Here is a 15,965-nt window from a genome sequence, read left to right as displayed (position 1 = left end):
AGAATAGCCTGAAGGTAACTGCAAGAAATGGTTTTATTTATCCACTTATATTTAGGAAATATCGCAGGGTGGATATTTATATATTAATATTGTCAACATCAATAAAATCTTAAAAATATACATGTCCCGCACTTAATATTAATCTTAAAAGGCTATGTTTCAGGACTTGTTATCTTGCCTGCTATTCGGTTAGCTGCAACAATTCCTCCCGTAATAATCAAAAGATAAATATTCTGTCAGTATCGCATCATGCTATTTCTGGTGGCAGGTGCTATGAAAATGATGAAAATTGCGAGGATGGTAAAAATATAAATTAATCAGTGCATTGGTAGCTAATGAAGCCAGGGGCGGTAGCGTGTCTGGTCGCCTGATGATAAACCTAAATTATTCTGTCAAGAGACTGCGGATGAATCCATTTTTTAGGACTGATGCCAGTTAAATTTCTATTCAATTAACGGCAAGGTAAATGCAAACAGGCGCAATCGCTATTTAAAATGCACGTGATAATGACTCTGCCAAAGTGATAAATAATCAATGATGAAATCCAAACTTAAATTGATACCAGTATTGGTGTCGGTAATATTGATCAACGGTTGTACCGTGCTTCCGGGCAGCAATATGTCTACCATGGGCAAAGATGTGATTAAGCAACAGGATGCCGATTTTGATATCAACCGGATGGTGAATGTTTATCCACTTACCCCTCGACTGGTTGAACAATTGCGTCCGCGACCGAATGTTGCTCAACCTAACATGTCGCTGGATCAGGAGATCTCCGGGTATCAGTACCGGGTCGGCCCCGGCGATGTCCTGAATGTCACCGTCTGGGATCACCCCGAACTCACCACGCCTGCGGGGCAGTACCGTAGCTCAAGCGATACGGGAAACTGGGTGCAACCTGACGGCACCATGTTTTATCCCTACATTGGCAAAGTTAGCGTGGTGGGGAAAACGTTGGCAGAAATTCGTAGTGATATTACCGGGCGCTTAGCGAAGTACATCGCGGACCCGCAGGTGGACGTTAATATCGCCGCATTCCGCTCGCAAAAGGCATATGTCTCCGGGCAGGTGAATAAATCCGGTCAACAGGCCATCACCAACGTACCTCTTACCATCCTTGATGCTATTAATGCCGCAGGCGGCCTCACTGAAGAGGCTGACTGGCGCAACGTTGTGCTGACCCACAAAGGGCAGGAGCAACGAATTTCTCTGCAAGCGCTAATGCAAAATGGCGATCTAAGCCAGAACCGTCTGCTCTATCCTGGCGATATTCTGTTTGTCCCGCGAAATGACGACCTGAAAGTGTTCGTGATGGGCGAAGTGAAAAAACAGAGCACCCTCAAGATGGACTTCAGCGGTATGACGCTCACCGAAGCGCTGGGCAATGCGGAGGGCATCGACCTGACCACCTCCAATGCCAGCGGCATCTTCGTGATTCGTCCATTAAAAGGCGAGGGCGGGCATAACGGCAAGATCGCCAATATCTACCAGCTTGATATGTCCGACGCGACATCGTTGGTGATGGCGACCTCTTTCCGACTTCAGCCTTACGATGTGGTGTATGTCACGACCGCGCCGGTTGCTCGCTGGAACCGTTTGATCAATCAGTTGCTGCCGACCATTAGCGGTGTTCGTTATATGACGGATACGGCCAGCGACCTTCACAACTGGTAATCATGATGTTTAACAAAATATTAGTTGTCTGCGTGGGGAACATTTGCCGCTCTCCGACGGCAGAGCGCTTGTTAAGGCAATTCCATCCGGCGTTGACGGTTTCTTCCGCTGGCCTCGGCGCGCTGGTAGGCAAGGGCGCAGATCCGCGCGCCATGAGTGTGGCCCAGGCACATAACTTGTCGCTGGAAAATCATTGTGCGCGGCAGATCTCGGGACGGATGTGCCGGGAGTATGACCTGATCCTGACCATGGAAAAACGTCATATTACGGCGTTGTGTGAAATGGTGCCGGAGATGCGTGGCAAAGTGATGCTGTTCGGCCATTGGGACAGCGAACGCGAGATACCCGACCCGTATCGCAAAAGCCGTGATGCATTTGATGCGGTGTATGCACTACTTGAGCGGTCTGCCCACCAATGGGCTCAGGCACTGAATGCGGAGCAGGGAACACAATGACAGAGAAAGAAAAACCGTCTGCAACGTCGGTAACAGGCAACGATGAAATCGATATCGGACGTCTGGTGGGGACAGTCGTCGAAGCACGCTGGTGGGTACTGGGCATAACCGCCGCATTTGCGCTGTGTGCGGCGGTCTATACCCTGTTTGCCACACCGATCTACAGTGCCGATGCGCTGGTACAAATTGAGCAAAATACCGGCAACTCGTTAGTCCAGGATATTGGTTCGGCGTTATCCAACAAGCCACCGGCCTCTGAAGCGGAAATTCAACTTATACAGTCGCGACGGGTATTGGGCAAAACGGTAGACGATCTCAATCTGGATATTTCCGTTACTAAAGATACATTTCCTCTTTTTGGTGCCGGTTGGGACCGACTGATGGGCCGCCAGAATGAAACGGTCAATGTGACGACCTTCACCTTGCCAACGTCAATGAATGAACAGACCTTCACGTTGAGTGTACTGAACGATAAAAGTTATCAACTGGTGAGTGACGGTGGCTTTAGCGCGCGTGGTCAGGTTGGGCAGTTACTGAACCATGACGGTGTATCGATGCTGGTTGAGGCGATTCATGCCAGTCCGGGTCGCGAATTTACCGTCAGTAAGTTCTCCACGCTTGGCACAATCAACAATCTGCAAAATAACCTGATGGTGACGGAAACAGGTAAAGATACCGGGGTTTTGAGCCTGATCTTTACGGGGGAAGATCGTGAACAAATCCGCCAGATCCTCGACAGTATTACCCGCAACTATCTGCAACAAAACGTGGAGCGTAAATCTGAAGAGGCCGCCAAAAGCCTGGCATTTCTGGCAAAACAATTGCCAGAGGTGCGCAACCGTCTGGACGTTGCCGAAAACAAGCTGAATGCATTTCGTCAGGATAAAGACTCCGTCGATTTGCCGCTGGAGGCCAAAGCGGTGCTGGATTCGATGGTCAACATTGATGCTCAATTAAATGAACTGACCTTCAAAGAAGCTGAGATTTCCAAACTGTTCACCAAAGCGCATCCCGCGTACCGCACGTTGCTGGAAAAACGCCAGGCACTGGAGGATGAAAAAAACAAGCTGAACGGGCGCGTAACAGCAATGCCGAAAACGCAGCAGGAAATTGTCCGCCTGACGCGTGACGTGGAGTCTGGCCAGCAGGTCTATATGCAATTGCTGAATAAAGAGCAGGAGCTGAAGATCACGGAAGCCAGTACGGTTGGCGATGTGCGCATTGTCGACCCCGCTATTGCTCAGCCCGGTGTCCTGAAACCGAAAACGGCGCTGATTATTCTCGGGAGTATCCTTCTCGGTTTAATGCTTTCAGTGGTTGGCGTGCTGCTACGGTCACTGTTCAATCGCGGTATTGAAAGCCCACAGGTGCTTGAAGAACACGGCATCAGCGTGTATGCCAGCATTCCCTTGTCAGAATGGCAAAAAGCCCGTGATAACGTGCAGACCATTAAAGGCGTTAAGCGCTATAAGCAGAGCCAGTTGTTGGCGGTGGGTAATCCTACTGACCTGGCAATAGAAGCGGTGCGCAGTCTGCGTACCAGCCTGCACTTCGCCATGATGCAATCACGTAATAATGTGCTGATGCTTACCGGGGTCAGCCCGTCGATCGGCAAAACGTTTGTCTGTGCCAACCTGGCTGCGGTTATCAGTCAGACCGACAAGCGCGTGCTGCTGATCGACTGTGATATGCGTAAAGGTTATACCCATGAGCTGCTCGGGACCAATAACGTCAACGGTCTGTCTGAGATCCTTAGCGGCAAGGGCGACATTCCCTCCTGTGCCAAACCGACTTCAATTGCACATTTTGACCTGGTCCCTCGTGGGCAGGTTCCCCCTAATCCTTCAGAACTGCTGATGAGCGAACGCTTTGGCGAGCTGATGACCTGGGCTAGCGCAAACTATGACCTGGTACTGATTGATACGCCGCCAATACTGGCCGTGACCGATGCGGCTATCGTTGGTCGTCACGTCGGAACCACGCTGATGGTGGCGCGTTACGCGGTCAACACGCTGAAAGAGGTGGAAACCAGTCTGAGTCGCTTCGGGCAAAACGGTATTCAGGTGAAAGGGGTGATCCTCAACTCCATCTTCCGGCGCGCCAGCGGGTATCAGGATTACGGCTACTACGAATATGAGTACACCTCGGATTCGAAATAAAGAACGAACATTGCCGGATGGCGGCTTACAAAAACATATTTATACCCTAAATAACTCGAGTTGCAGGAAGCCAACGCACATGCAACCTGAAGTATGACAGGAATATCTGGGACAAAAAAATGACGACAGACAATCCGCTAATTTCTATTTATATGCCCACCTGGAACCGCCAGCAATTGGCCATCCGGGCGATTAAATCGGTGCTGCGCCAGGACTATAGCCACTGGGAAATGATCATTGTCGATGATTGCTCTTCCGGGTATGAGCAACTGCAACAGTTTGTTGAGGCGTTAAACGATCCACGCGTGAGCTATACGCATAACGATATTAACTCCGGCGCGTGCGCAGTTCGCAATCAGGCCATCATGCAGGCCAGTGGGCAGTACATGACGGGGATTGATGATGACGATGAGTGGACGCCGAATCGCTTGAGCACATTCCTTCAGTCTCGTCATCAACTGGTGACACACGCTTTTTTATACGCTGATGATTATGTCTGTGACGGTGAGGTTTATTCACAGCCAGCCAGTCTGCCGTTGTATCCAAAGTCGATGTACACACGACGTCGATTCTATAAACGCAATATCATTGGCAATCAGGTCTTTAGCTGGGCGTGGCGTTTCAAAGCATGCCTGTTTGATACGACGTTAAAAGCCGCGCAGGATTACGACATTTTTCTGCGCATGGTAGTGGCCTACGGTAAACCCTGGAAGGTAAAAGAGGCGACGCAGATCCTGCATGTGAATCACGGCGAGATGCGCATTACTTCCTCTCCGCATAAGTTCTCCGGTTATTTTCAGTTCTATCGCAAGCACAAAGGTAAATTTGACCGGGCGAGTAAAAAATATCAGCTGTTTACCCTTTATCAGATTCGTAACAAGCGGATGAACTGGCGCACATTGCTGACGTTGCTTTCCATCCGCAACGGTAAGCGCCTGGCTGACGGTCTGCGAGGACGTTAAGTATGCGAAGTCAATATGTGCGAGCAAAGGTAATGCAATGAATATTTTGCAATTTAATGTTCGGCTTGCCGAAGGCGGGGCGGCAGGGGTCGCGCTGGATTTACACCTGCGTGCGCTGGAAAAAGGGTGGTCGTCGCGGTTTGTATACGGCTATGGCAAAAGCGGCAAGAAAAGCGCCAGTCACGGGAATTATTCGCACGTGATCCAACATACGCCGCGTTTGACGTCGGCGGCGAATATTGCGCTGTTTCGCCTCGCAAACCGCGATCTGTTTGGCAACCTCGACAGTCTGTATCGCACAATTACCCGCACCGTGGGCCCGTTGGTTCTGCATTTCCATGTGTTGCACAGTTACTGGCTGAACCTCGAAGAGGTGGTGGTGTTTTGTCAAAAGGTGAAGGCACATAAGCCCGATATCACCGTTGTCTGGACGCTGCACGATCACTGGAGTGTTACCGGACGCTGCGCTTTTACCGATGGCTGCGAAGGCTGGAAAACAGGCTGCCAGAAATGCCCATCGTTAAGCAACTATCCCCCGGTTAACGTTGATAAAGCACATCAGCAACTGCCCGGTAAACGTCAAATGTTTCGTACGATGCTGGCGCTTGGCTGCCAGTTTATCTCGCCCAGTCAACATGTGGCGGAAGCATTTAACAGCCTGTACGGTGTCGGGCGTTGTCACATCATCAATAACGGTATCGATGTGGCGACGGAAGCGATTCTTGCTGACTTGCCGGTTCAATATGAGCCGCTGGGCAAACCGAAAATTGCCGTGGTGGCCCACGATTTGCGTTATGACGGCAAAACCCGCCAGCAACTGGTCCAGGCGCTTATCGCGCTCGGTGACAAAATAGAGCTGCATACCTTCGGTAAGTTTTCCCCGTTTGCCGGAGCAAACGTCATCAACCATGGGTTTGAAAGTGACAAACGAACCTTGATGGGGGCGCTAAATCAGATGGATGGGCTGGTGTTCAGTTCACAGGTTGATAACTACCCGCTAATCTTGTGCGAAGCGCTTTCTATCGGTGTACCGGTTATCGCCACGCACAGCGAGGCGGCACAGGAAGTGCTGGCAAAATCAGGCGGTAAAACGTTCAGTGAAGCGGATGTTCTGCGTCTGGTACAACTGAAAAAATCAGAAATTGCACAGGCGGTATTTGACACCACGCTGGCTACCTTTAGCCAGCAGAGCCGGACAGCATACAGTGGGCAACAGATGCTGGAGGAATATGTCTCGTACTATCAGGGTCTGTAGCTATCTGGTGTTACCGCTGCTTTATCTGCTGGTTAACGTCAAACTTGCGCAACTGGGTGAAAGTTTCCCTGTCACCGTTGTCACTTTTTTACCGCTGTTGCTACTGCTGTTTGTCGATCGTATCAATATTAAAAAGCTGTTGATTGCATTGGGTGTGGGTGGGGGCCTGACGGTGTTTAACTACCTGTTTGGCCAATCGCTGGATGCCAGCAAATATGTAACATCTGCCATGTTGTTTATCTATACCGTGATCATTATTGGCATGGTTTGGAGCATCCGCTTCAACATCATTTCACCGCATAACTATCCTAAAATTTTACGTTTATTCTGGCTGGTGGTGGGGTTAGTGGTCGGTCTGGCTGCCGTTGAAATGGTACAGATCATGCTCAGTGGTGGCAGCAGTATAATGGAAGCTATTTCGAAATATCTTATTTACAGCAATAGCTATGTTCTGAACTTTATTAAGTTTGGTGGAAAACGTACCACTGCACTCTATTTTGAGCCTGCATTTTTCGCTCTGGCGTTAATCTCAATTTGGCTCAGCATCAAACAGTTTGGTATCAAAACGCCCAGGACCGATGCTATGATTCTGACAGGGGTGATATTGTCAGGATCGTTTTCGGGGGTAATGACATTTATTTTATTTTATCTACTGGAGTGGGCGTTTCAGTATCTGAATAAGGATGCGATAAAAAAGAAGTTACCCTTGGCGATTATCTCACTGAGTGTGTTTATGGTGGGCGTGATATTTGCCTTCCCCTATATCGCGACGCGTCTTGGTGATTTAGGTACAGAAGGCTCTTCATCTTATTATCGCATAGTAGGGCCGTTGGTCATGGTTGGATATTCATTACTGAATGTCGACGGTGTAGTGAGATTTGGCTCACTTTATGAATATGTTGCATCATTCGGAATCTTTAACGGTGCAGATGTAGGTAAAACGATAGACAATGGTTTGTATCTGTTAATTATCTATTTTTCGTGGTTCGCCGTAATATTATCCCTGTGGTACATGGGGAAAGTAACGAAAATGATGATGAATGCGTTTGGTGATAATCAGAATTATCGGGTGCAGCTTTATCTTTTTACACCGTTGTCGTTGTTTTTCACCGGTTCAGTATTTAGTCCGGAATACGCATTTTTAATCGTATGTCCGTTTATTTTGCGCAAAGCGCTGAATATCGCGAGGTAATTGACATGCTGCTGAGTATTATCACCGTCGCTTTCCGCAATCTGGACGGGATCGTCAAAACCCATGCGTCACTGGCGCATCTTGCGCATGCGAGCGATATCAGCTTTGAGTGGATTGTTATCGATGGGGGGTCTGCAGATGGTACGCCGGCGTTCCTGGAGAATCTCAATGGAGAGCACCAGTTACGTTTTGTCAGCGAGCCTGATAACGGTCTCTACGATGCAATGAACAAAGGTATCGCTATGGCGCGCGGGCGTTTTGCACTATTTCTCAACTCTGGAGATATTCTGCATGCCGATTCTGCACATTTTGTCCGCCAGTTAAAAACGCAGAGTGATAAAACGATGGTGATTGGCGATGCATTGCTGGATTTTGGTAATGGTAAAAAAATGACGCGCCGGGCTAAACCAGGTTGGTATATTTACCACAGTTTGCCAGCCAGCCATCAGGCAATATTTTTTCCGCTGACGGGCCTGCAAACCTGGCATTATGATTTGCAATATAAAATATCATCGGATTATGCGCTGGCAGCAAAATTATACAAGTCCGGGTTCGCTTTTAAAAAACTGACTGGTTTAGTCTCGGAGTTTTCCATGGGCGGTGTATCGACTACGAATAATCTTGAATTGTGTCGGGATGCCAAAAGAGTTCAACGTCAAATATTGCGCATGCCCGGTTTTTGGGCTGGGTTTTCTGAATACATACGTCTGCGTACAACCGGTAAGACAAAACACTTATATGGTAAAACGTAAGGTCACACTATGCAGAATTTAAACGGCTTCGCGGTGCCGAAAGGTTTTCGCGGCGGCGGTGTCATTAAAGTGCAATTATGGTGGGCGGTACAAGCAACATTATTTCACTGGTCACCACAGGTTATGTATCGCTGGCGTGCATTTTTATTAAGAATTTTTGGCGCTAAAATAGGAAAAAACGTAGTTATTCGCCCTTCAGTTAAAATTACTTATCCGTGGAAATTGACACTGGGTGATTACGCCTGGGTGGGTGATGACGCGGTTTTATATACGCTGGGTAATATTACGATTGGGGCTCATGCGGTTATTTCGCAGAGAAGCTATTTATGCACCGGGAGTCATGATTATGCCAGCCAACACTTTGATATTAGCGCCACGCCAATTGTAATTGGCGAGAAATGCTGGCTGGCGACAGATGTTTTTGTCGCGCCTGGCGTGACGATTGGTGACGGCACCGTCGTGGGTGCACGCAGCAGCGTTTTTAAATCGTTGCCGGCCAATGCCATATGTCGGGGTAACCCCGCAGTAGTTACGCGTAAACGCGTCGAGAACGTTACTCCCTGAAGGGAAATTTTAAGAGGTAACAACATGTCAAAAGTCGCTCTCATTACTGGCGTAACCGGGCAGGATGGTTCTTACCTGACAGAGTTTCTGCTGGAAAAAGGTTATGAAGTTCATGGTATTAAGCGCCGGGCCTCGTCATTTAATACCGAACGTGTAGACCATATTTACCAGGACCCGCATACGGGCAATCCCAAATTCCATCTGCATTATGGCGATTTGACAGACTCTTCTAATCTGACCCGCATTTTGCAAGAGGTTCAGCCGGATGAAGTCTATAACCTGGGCGCAATGAGCCACGTGGCGGTGTCGTTTGATTCGCCAGAATATACTGCTGATGTTGATGGGATCGGCACGCTGCGTTTGCTGGAAGCGATTCGCTTCCTGGGACTGGAAAAGAAAACCCGTTTCTATCAGGCTTCCACCTCTGAACTATACGGTTTGGTTCAGGAGATCCCACAAAAAGAAACGACACCGTTCTATCCGCGATCGCCTTATGCCGTCGCCAAACTGTATGCCTACTGGATCACCGTCAATTACCGTGAATCTTATGGCATATATGCCTGTAACGGCATTCTGTTTAACCATGAATCTCCGCGTCGTGGCGAAACCTTCGTCACACGCAAAATTACCCGTGCAATTGCCAACATCGCCCAGGGGCTGGAGTCCTGTCTGTACCTCGGCAACATGGATTCGCTGCGTGACTGGGGGCATGCCAAAGACTACGTCAGGATGCAGTGGATGATGCTGCAGCAGGAACAGCCGGAAGATTTCGTGATCGCCACTGGCGTGCAGTATTCCGTCCGTCAATTTGTGGAAATGGCCGCAGCCCAACTCGGTATTAAGCTGCGCTTTGAAGGAGAGGGCGTGAATGAAAAAGGCATTGTGGTTTCGGTGACTGGGCATGATGCACCAGGGGTGAAACCGGGGGATGTGATGATCGCCGTCGACCCGCGCTATTTCCGTCCTGCAGAGGTGGAAACGCTGTTAGGCGATCCGACAAAGGCACACGAAAAACTGGGCTGGAAGCCGGAAATCACGCTGCGCCAGATGGTTTCTGAAATGGTTGCTCACGATCTGGAAGCAGCGAAGAAACACTCACTGCTGAAGACCCATGGTTACGATGTTGTTATTGCACTGGAGAGCTAATGATGAAGAAGAAACGTGTTTATATTGCGGGACATCGGGGCATGGTGGGCTCTGCTATTTACCGACAACTCGCACAACGTGAAGATGTAGAGTTAATCATCCGTAACCGTGAGCAGCTCAATTTATTAGACACAACGGCGGTTAATGATTTCTTTACCCGTGAACATATTGACCAGGTTTATCTTGCCGCGGCAAAAGTGGGCGGGATTATGGCTAATAGTAATTATCCATCTGATTTTATTTATGAAAACATGATGATGGAAAGTAATATCCTTCATGCGGCCCATAATTCAAATGTCGGGAAGTTATTATTTTTAGGCTCATCATGTATTTATCCTAAGTTTGCGCAGCAACCCATCAAAGAGAGCGAGCTGTTGCAGGGATCACTGGAGCCGACAAATGAGCCCTATGCCATCGCTAAAATTGCAGGGATAAAACTGTGTGAGTCCTATAACCGGCAGCATCGCCGGGATTACCGTTCAGTGATGCCGACGAACCTGTATGGGCCTAACGACAATTTCCATAAAGATAATTCCCATGTGATTCCTGCGCTATTGCGTCGTTTTCATGAAGCCACCCAACGGGATGACAAGTATGTTGAAGTTTGGGGCAGTGGAAAACCCATGCGTGAATTTTTGCATGTCGATGATATGGCGGCAGCAAGCATCCATGTTATGGAGTTAGACAATGAGGTTTGGCAGGAAAATACAGAGCCAATGCTTTCTCATGTCAATGTAGGCACGGGTGAAGATTGCACGATTCGTGAACTTTCTGACGCCATTGCAAAGGTTGTTGGTTTTCGCGGTGAAATTATTTTTGATGCTTCTAAACCTGATGGGACACCACGAAAACTGCTTGATGTCAGTCGCCTGAGAAGACTCGGGTGGCATCATGAAATCGGACTTGAACAGGGGTTGGTTAATACTTATCGCTGGTTCCTTGATAATCAGCAGCGGTATCGGGGTGAGTAATGTTTCTCAATAATGAAGACTTCGCTAATGCGGTGCGCACGACGCCGCTGATCTCTCTGGATTTTATCATTGAGAATGAGTTTGAGGAGTTTTTAGTTGGGAAAAGAACTAACAGGCCTGCTCAAGGATATTGGTTTGTGCCCGGCGGCAGGGTATTAAAAGATGAAACGCTGGAACAAGCATTTATGCGTTTGACGGCAGAAGAATTAGGTCAGCAGTTTCCCATAACACACGGTCAGTTTTTTGGTGTCTGGCAGCACTTTTATGAGGATAATTTTTCTGGTTCTTCATTTACAACGCATTATGTGGTGTTGGGTTTTCGACTGAAAATTAATACCAGTACCTCAATGTTGCCGTCAAAACAGCATGATACCTGGCGTTGGGCTAAAACGGATGAACTGATTGCCGATGGGAATGTGCATAAGAATACGCAGGCATATTTCAACCCAGCGACGAAAGATCGGGTGCCCGGGATATGAGAATTCTGGTTTATGGTATCAATTACTCGCCCGAATTGACCGGAATTGGCAAATACACGGGAGAGATGGTGGAGTGGATGGTGAGCCAGGGGCATGAGGTTCGGGTGGTTACGGCACCTCCTTATTATCCGCAGTGGCAAGTAGGCGAACCTTATTCATCCTGGCGCTATCGTCGGGAAGTTGGTGTCACTACTGTCTGGCGCTGTCCATTATATGTACCAACTCAACCTTCAACGCTAAAGCGGTTGCTACATTTGGGCAGTTTTGCCCTGAGCAGTCTTTTTCCCCTGTTGGCTCAGTATCGGTGGAAGCCTGAATACATTATCGGCGTGGTACCCACGCTATTCTGTACACCAGGGATGCGTTTGCTGGCAAAACTGTCTGGCTCTCGCACCGTGCTGCATATTCAGGATTATGAAGTTGATGCGATGTTGGGGCTGGGATTGGCGGCAACCGGAAATTCCACCATGATTGCGCGAATAGCCAAAGCATTTGAGCGTAGCAGTTTGTTGAATGTGGATAATGTTTCCACAATCTCCCGCTCTATGATGCAAAAAGCGCAGGAGAAAGGCGTTGCTGCAGAAAAACTTATCTTTTTCCCGAACTGGTCCGAAGTGGAAAGATTCAGCAAGGTGGATAGTGCTGATATAGAGCAAATTCGTCAGCAGTTTGATTTGCCAACGGATAAAAAAATTATTCTGTATTCCGGCAATATTGGTGAGAAACAAGGCGTTGAAAATATCGTTGAGGCTGCAAGCCAGACTCAGGATAAACCATGGATATACGTTATTGTGGGTCAGGGAGGAGGGAAATCCAGGATGGAACAAATGGTCAGGGAACGAGCCTTAACGAATGTTAAGTTCTACCCACTCCAACCATACGAAATGTTGCCTGCGTTATTAAGGCTGGCAGATTGCCATTTAGTCATCCAAAGACGTGGCGCTGCAGATGCGGTCCTTCCTTCGAAGTTAACGAACATATTGGCGGTCGGGGGAAATGCCGTGATTACAGCAGAGATCCATACCGAACTGGGGCAGCTTTGTCAGAAACATCCCGGTATTGCGATCTGTATTGAACCAGAATCCGTTGAGATGCTTGTGGCCGGTATTACTGATGCAATCACTATGCCTGAATACAATATTATTGCACGTTCATATGCAGAGTCTGCGCTTGAAAAAGATAATGTCTTAAATCAATTTATTAATCATTTGAAGGGTTGACTTATGAGTCAGAATAACATTCACCCAGTAATTATTGCCGGTGGGTCCGGTAGCCGTTTGTGGCCATTATCCAGAACATTATATCCAAAGCAATTCTTGTGTCTGGATGGACAAAATACAATGCTGCAATCGACAATTTGTCGCCTTGATGGACTGGATTGTTCACCACCGCTGGTAATATGTAATGAAAAGCATCGATTTATTGTTGCTGAACAATTACAAGAAATCGATAAGCTAACGGGTAATATTATTCTTGAGCCACAAGCCCGGAATACCGCACCCGCAATCGCGCTGGCAGCAATTTCAGTATGTAACAATAATTCCGATCATAACCCGTTGTTGCTGGTCCTGGCGGCTGATCATATTATTGAAGAAAATCAATTCTTCCACGATGCAGTTACCTCAGCCATTCCGTTAGCCGAAGATGGCAAGCTGGTAACATTTGGTATTGTCCCGGATGCACCGGAAACAGGGTACGGTTATATTCGACGCGGTGAAGTCAGTAGTACCCAGATTAAAGTTGATTCTGTTGCTTTCAATGTTGATGCTTTTGTGGAAAAACCTGACCTTGAAACAGCCGAAAAATATATCTCTGCGGGTGAATATTACTGGAATAGCGGTATGTTTTTATTCCAGGCCCGACGCTATCTTGAAGAGCTTGAAAAATATCGCCCGGATATTCTACAGGCCTGCTTGTTGGCGATGGATAACGCTGAACTGGACAATGATTTTATCCGTGTCAGTCGGGACGATTTCCAGTCTTGCCCAGAGGAATCGATCGACTATGCCGTGATGGAGAACACCACGGATGCTGTAGTCCTGCCGATGAACGTTGGCTGGAGCGATGTGGGTTCATGGTCATCACTTTGGGAAATCAGCGATCGTAACGATGAGGGTAATGTTTATCATGGCGATGTCATCTCTCATAATACAGAGAACAGTTATGTCTACGCCGAGTCGGGATTGGTAGCAACCGTCGGCGTAAAAGATCTGATCGTCGTCCAAACTAAAGATGCAGTATTAATCGCAAATAAAACGGACGTACAAGATGTAAAAAAAATCGTTGCACAAATCCAGGCGGATGGTCGCCCGGAACATCATATTCATCGTGAGGTTTTTAGACCCTGGGGAAAATATGATTCTATTGATGAAGGTGATCGTTATCAGGTTAAAAGGATAACCGTGAAACCCGGTCAGGGCTTTGCATTACGTATGCACCATCATCGTGCTGAACACTGGATTATTGTTGCGGGAACGGCAAAGATTACGATCTGTGATGAGGTCCAGTTATTAAGTGAAAATCAGTCAGTGTATATTCCTCAGGGCACTATTCATTGTCTTGAAAACCCAGGGAGGGTTCCGCTGGAGATGATTGAAGTGCGCTCTGGAGTCTACCTTGAAGAAGATGATATTGTAAGATTTGGCACACATCATGAACATATATAGAAATCTATTATTCATTTCTGTTAACTGACTCTCTGCGAACTTTTATGAAATAAAAATAACAGAGCCTGGCCTTTGTTACTTATTTATTTAGGCAATCAGGCCCGGGCTAACTGTTGCCTGAAGAAGGAGATAACATGAGCCAAATAATCCGCGTTACCACTTGTGATATTTGTTACGGGTCAGTTGGTGATGTATGTCTGAACGTGCGAACGCGCACCCTCCTGGTATTACTAAATCAGTAATGCTGGTATTTCCCTTGCCCGATAAGGGCAAGTGGCGACTAACAGGAACCACGATGACACATCTAAAAAAGCGCGAACGAGCCAAAACCAATGCGTCGTTAATATCGATGGTGCAACGCTTTTCAGATATCACCATCATGTTTGGTGGATTATGGATAGTCTGCGAACTGAGCGGTTTGCCTTTCCTGTATATGCACCTGCTGGTGGCGTTAATCACGCTGGTCGTTTTTCAGATGCTGGGCGGGATAACGGATTTTTACCGCTCCTGGCGCGGGGTAAAAATTTCAACTGAGCTGGTGCTGCTGCTGCAAAACTGGACGCTGAGTCTGATCTTTTGCGCAGGTCTGATTGCCTTTAATAACGATTTTGACAACCGGTTTGCTCTTTGGCTGGCATGGTATCTGTTGTCAAGTATTGGTCTGGTGCTGTGCCGTGCGTTTATTCGCTACGGGGCGGGGTGGTTGCGTAATCGTGGTTATAACACGCGTCGGGTAGCGGTAGCAGGGGACCTCCCCGCCGGACAGGTGCTGCTGGAAAGCTTTCGCCATGAGCCATGGTTGGGATTTGAGGTCGCGGGTGTTTATCACGACCCCATACCGGGGAAAAACGCCCGGGACTGGGCGGGAAATCTGCAGCAACTGGTGGATGATGCCAAAGCTTCACGCATTCATAACGTCTATATCGCTATGTCGATGAGCGATGGGGCGCGCGTAAAAAAACTGGTACGCGAACTGGCTGATACCACCTGTTCAGTGCTCCTGATTCCTGATGTCTTTACCTTCAATATTCTGCACTCGCGGATTGAAGAGATGAACGGTGTTCCTGTGGTACCGCTGTATGACACACCGCTTTCTGGCATTAATCGTCTGCTGAAGCGCGCGGAGGATATCGTCCTGTCATCGTTAATCCTGCTGCTAATTTCTCCTGTGCTATGCGCCATTGCGCTGATGGTGAAGCTGACCTCAAAGGGGCCGGTAATCTTTCGTCAGACCCGCTATGGGATGGACGGGAAGCCGATCAAAGTCTGGAAGTTTCGTTCCATGAAGGTAATGGAAAACGATGCAGTGGTTACCCAGGCCACACAAAACGATCCGCGTGTAACCCGCGTGGGTAACTTCCTGCGGCGGACGTCACTGGATGAATTACCACAGTTTATAAATGTGCTGACAGGCGGGATGTCTATTGTCGGGCCGCGTCCACATGCGGTGGCGCATAACGAACAGTATCGTCAGCTGATAGAAGGGTACATGTTGCGCCATAAGGTGAAGCCAGGCATTACCGGTTGGGCGCAAATCAACGGCTGGCGTGGTGAAACCGATACGCTGGAAAAAATGGAAAAGCGCGTAGAGTTTGACCTCGAATACATTCGCGAATGGAGCGTGTGGTTCGATATCAAAATCGTTTTTCTGACGGTGTTTAAAGGCTTCGTCAATAAAGCGGCATATTAA

Annotated in this window: 14 protein-coding genes; all 14 read left to right on the top strand. The window is 48.1% G+C overall.

The features are described 5' to 3' along the window. The first annotated feature begins 534 nt into the window (after positions 1-534). On the top strand, positions 535-1,674 hold the full coding sequence (locus OGX95_RS01925) for a polysaccharide export protein (RefSeq protein WP_286628132.1): 1,140 nt from the start codon (positions 535-537) through the stop codon (positions 1,672-1,674). Positions 1,675-1,679: 5 nt separating this feature from the next. Continuing rightward, the gene (gene wzb / locus OGX95_RS01920) at positions 1,680-2,129 is read left to right on the top strand and encodes a low molecular weight protein-tyrosine-phosphatase Wzb (RefSeq protein WP_286628680.1); all 450 of its coding nucleotides are present in this window, start codon (positions 1,680-1,682) and stop codon (positions 2,127-2,129) included. Beyond that, positions 2,126-4,288, top strand: a complete 2,163-nt coding sequence (gene wzc, locus OGX95_RS01915) for a tyrosine-protein kinase Wzc (RefSeq protein WP_286628131.1) — start codon at positions 2,126-2,128, stop codon at positions 4,286-4,288. The genes wzb and wzc overlap by 4 nt, the downstream gene beginning before the upstream one ends. A 119-nt stretch (positions 4,289-4,407) precedes the next feature. Continuing rightward, on the top strand, positions 4,408-5,250 hold the full coding sequence (gene wcaA / locus OGX95_RS01910; RefSeq protein ID WP_286628130.1) for a colanic acid biosynthesis glycosyltransferase WcaA: 843 nt from the start codon (positions 4,408-4,410) through the stop codon (positions 5,248-5,250). Positions 5,251-5,287: 37 nt separating this feature from the next. Next, positions 5,288-6,505 carry a colanic acid biosynthesis glycosyltransferase WcaC gene (gene wcaC / locus OGX95_RS01905; protein ID WP_286628129.1) on the top strand — a complete coding sequence of 406 codons (1,218 nt, stop codon included), beginning with the start codon at positions 5,288-5,290 and terminating at the stop codon, positions 6,503-6,505. After that, on the top strand, positions 6,480-7,697 hold the full coding sequence (gene wcaD, locus OGX95_RS01900; protein WP_286628128.1) for a colanic acid polymerase WcaD: 1,218 nt from the start codon (positions 6,480-6,482) through the stop codon (positions 7,695-7,697). Before wcaC ends, wcaD begins: the two co-directional genes overlap by 26 nt. Before the next feature lie 5 nt (positions 7,698-7,702). Next, a complete protein-coding gene (gene wcaE, locus OGX95_RS01895; RefSeq protein WP_286628127.1) occupies positions 7,703-8,449 on the top strand; it encodes a colanic acid biosynthesis glycosyltransferase WcaE in 747 nt (248 codons plus the stop codon). Positions 8,450-8,458: 9 nt separating this feature from the next. Beyond that, positions 8,459-9,013, top strand: a complete 555-nt coding sequence (wcaF, locus tag OGX95_RS01890) for a colanic acid biosynthesis acetyltransferase WcaF (RefSeq protein WP_286628126.1) — start codon at positions 8,459-8,461, stop codon at positions 9,011-9,013. Between the two features lie 24 nt (positions 9,014-9,037). Beyond that, positions 9,038-10,159: a GDP-mannose 4,6-dehydratase gene (gmd, locus tag OGX95_RS01885; protein ID WP_286628125.1), complete on the top strand. Its 1,122-nt coding sequence runs from the start codon at positions 9,038-9,040 to the stop codon at positions 10,157-10,159. 2 nt (positions 10,160-10,161) lie between these two features. Next, positions 10,162-11,130 (top strand): GDP-L-fucose synthase, encoded by a 969-nt coding sequence (fcl, locus tag OGX95_RS01880; protein WP_286628679.1) that lies wholly within the window; start codon positions 10,162-10,164, stop codon positions 11,128-11,130. Continuing rightward, positions 11,130-11,609, top strand: a complete 480-nt coding sequence (locus OGX95_RS01875; RefSeq protein ID WP_286628124.1) for a GDP-mannose mannosyl hydrolase — start codon at positions 11,130-11,132, stop codon at positions 11,607-11,609. Before fcl ends, OGX95_RS01875 begins: the two co-directional genes overlap by 1 nt. Further along, complete coding sequence (locus tag OGX95_RS01870; RefSeq protein WP_286628123.1) at positions 11,606-12,829, top strand: WcaI family glycosyltransferase; 1,224 nt, start codon at positions 11,606-11,608, stop codon at positions 12,827-12,829. The genes OGX95_RS01875 and OGX95_RS01870 overlap by 4 nt, the downstream gene beginning before the upstream one ends. Positions 12,830-12,832: 3 nt before the next feature. Beyond that, on the top strand, positions 12,833-14,275 hold the full coding sequence (gene cpsB / locus OGX95_RS01865; RefSeq protein ID WP_286628122.1) for a mannose-1-phosphate guanyltransferase: 1,443 nt from the start codon (positions 12,833-12,835) through the stop codon (positions 14,273-14,275). Positions 14,276-14,570: 295 nt separating this feature from the next. Further along, positions 14,571-15,965 carry an undecaprenyl-phosphate glucose phosphotransferase gene (gene wcaJ / locus OGX95_RS01860; protein WP_286628121.1) on the top strand — a complete coding sequence of 465 codons (1,395 nt, stop codon included), beginning with the start codon at positions 14,571-14,573 and terminating at the stop codon, positions 15,963-15,965.

This window comes from Citrobacter sp. Cu233 (assembly GCF_030332225.1).
GTDB lineage: Bacteria > Pseudomonadota > Gammaproteobacteria > Enterobacterales > Enterobacteriaceae > Citrobacter.
Note: the sequence above shows the minus strand (reverse complement) of the source record. Positions and strands in the feature narration are given on the sequence as shown.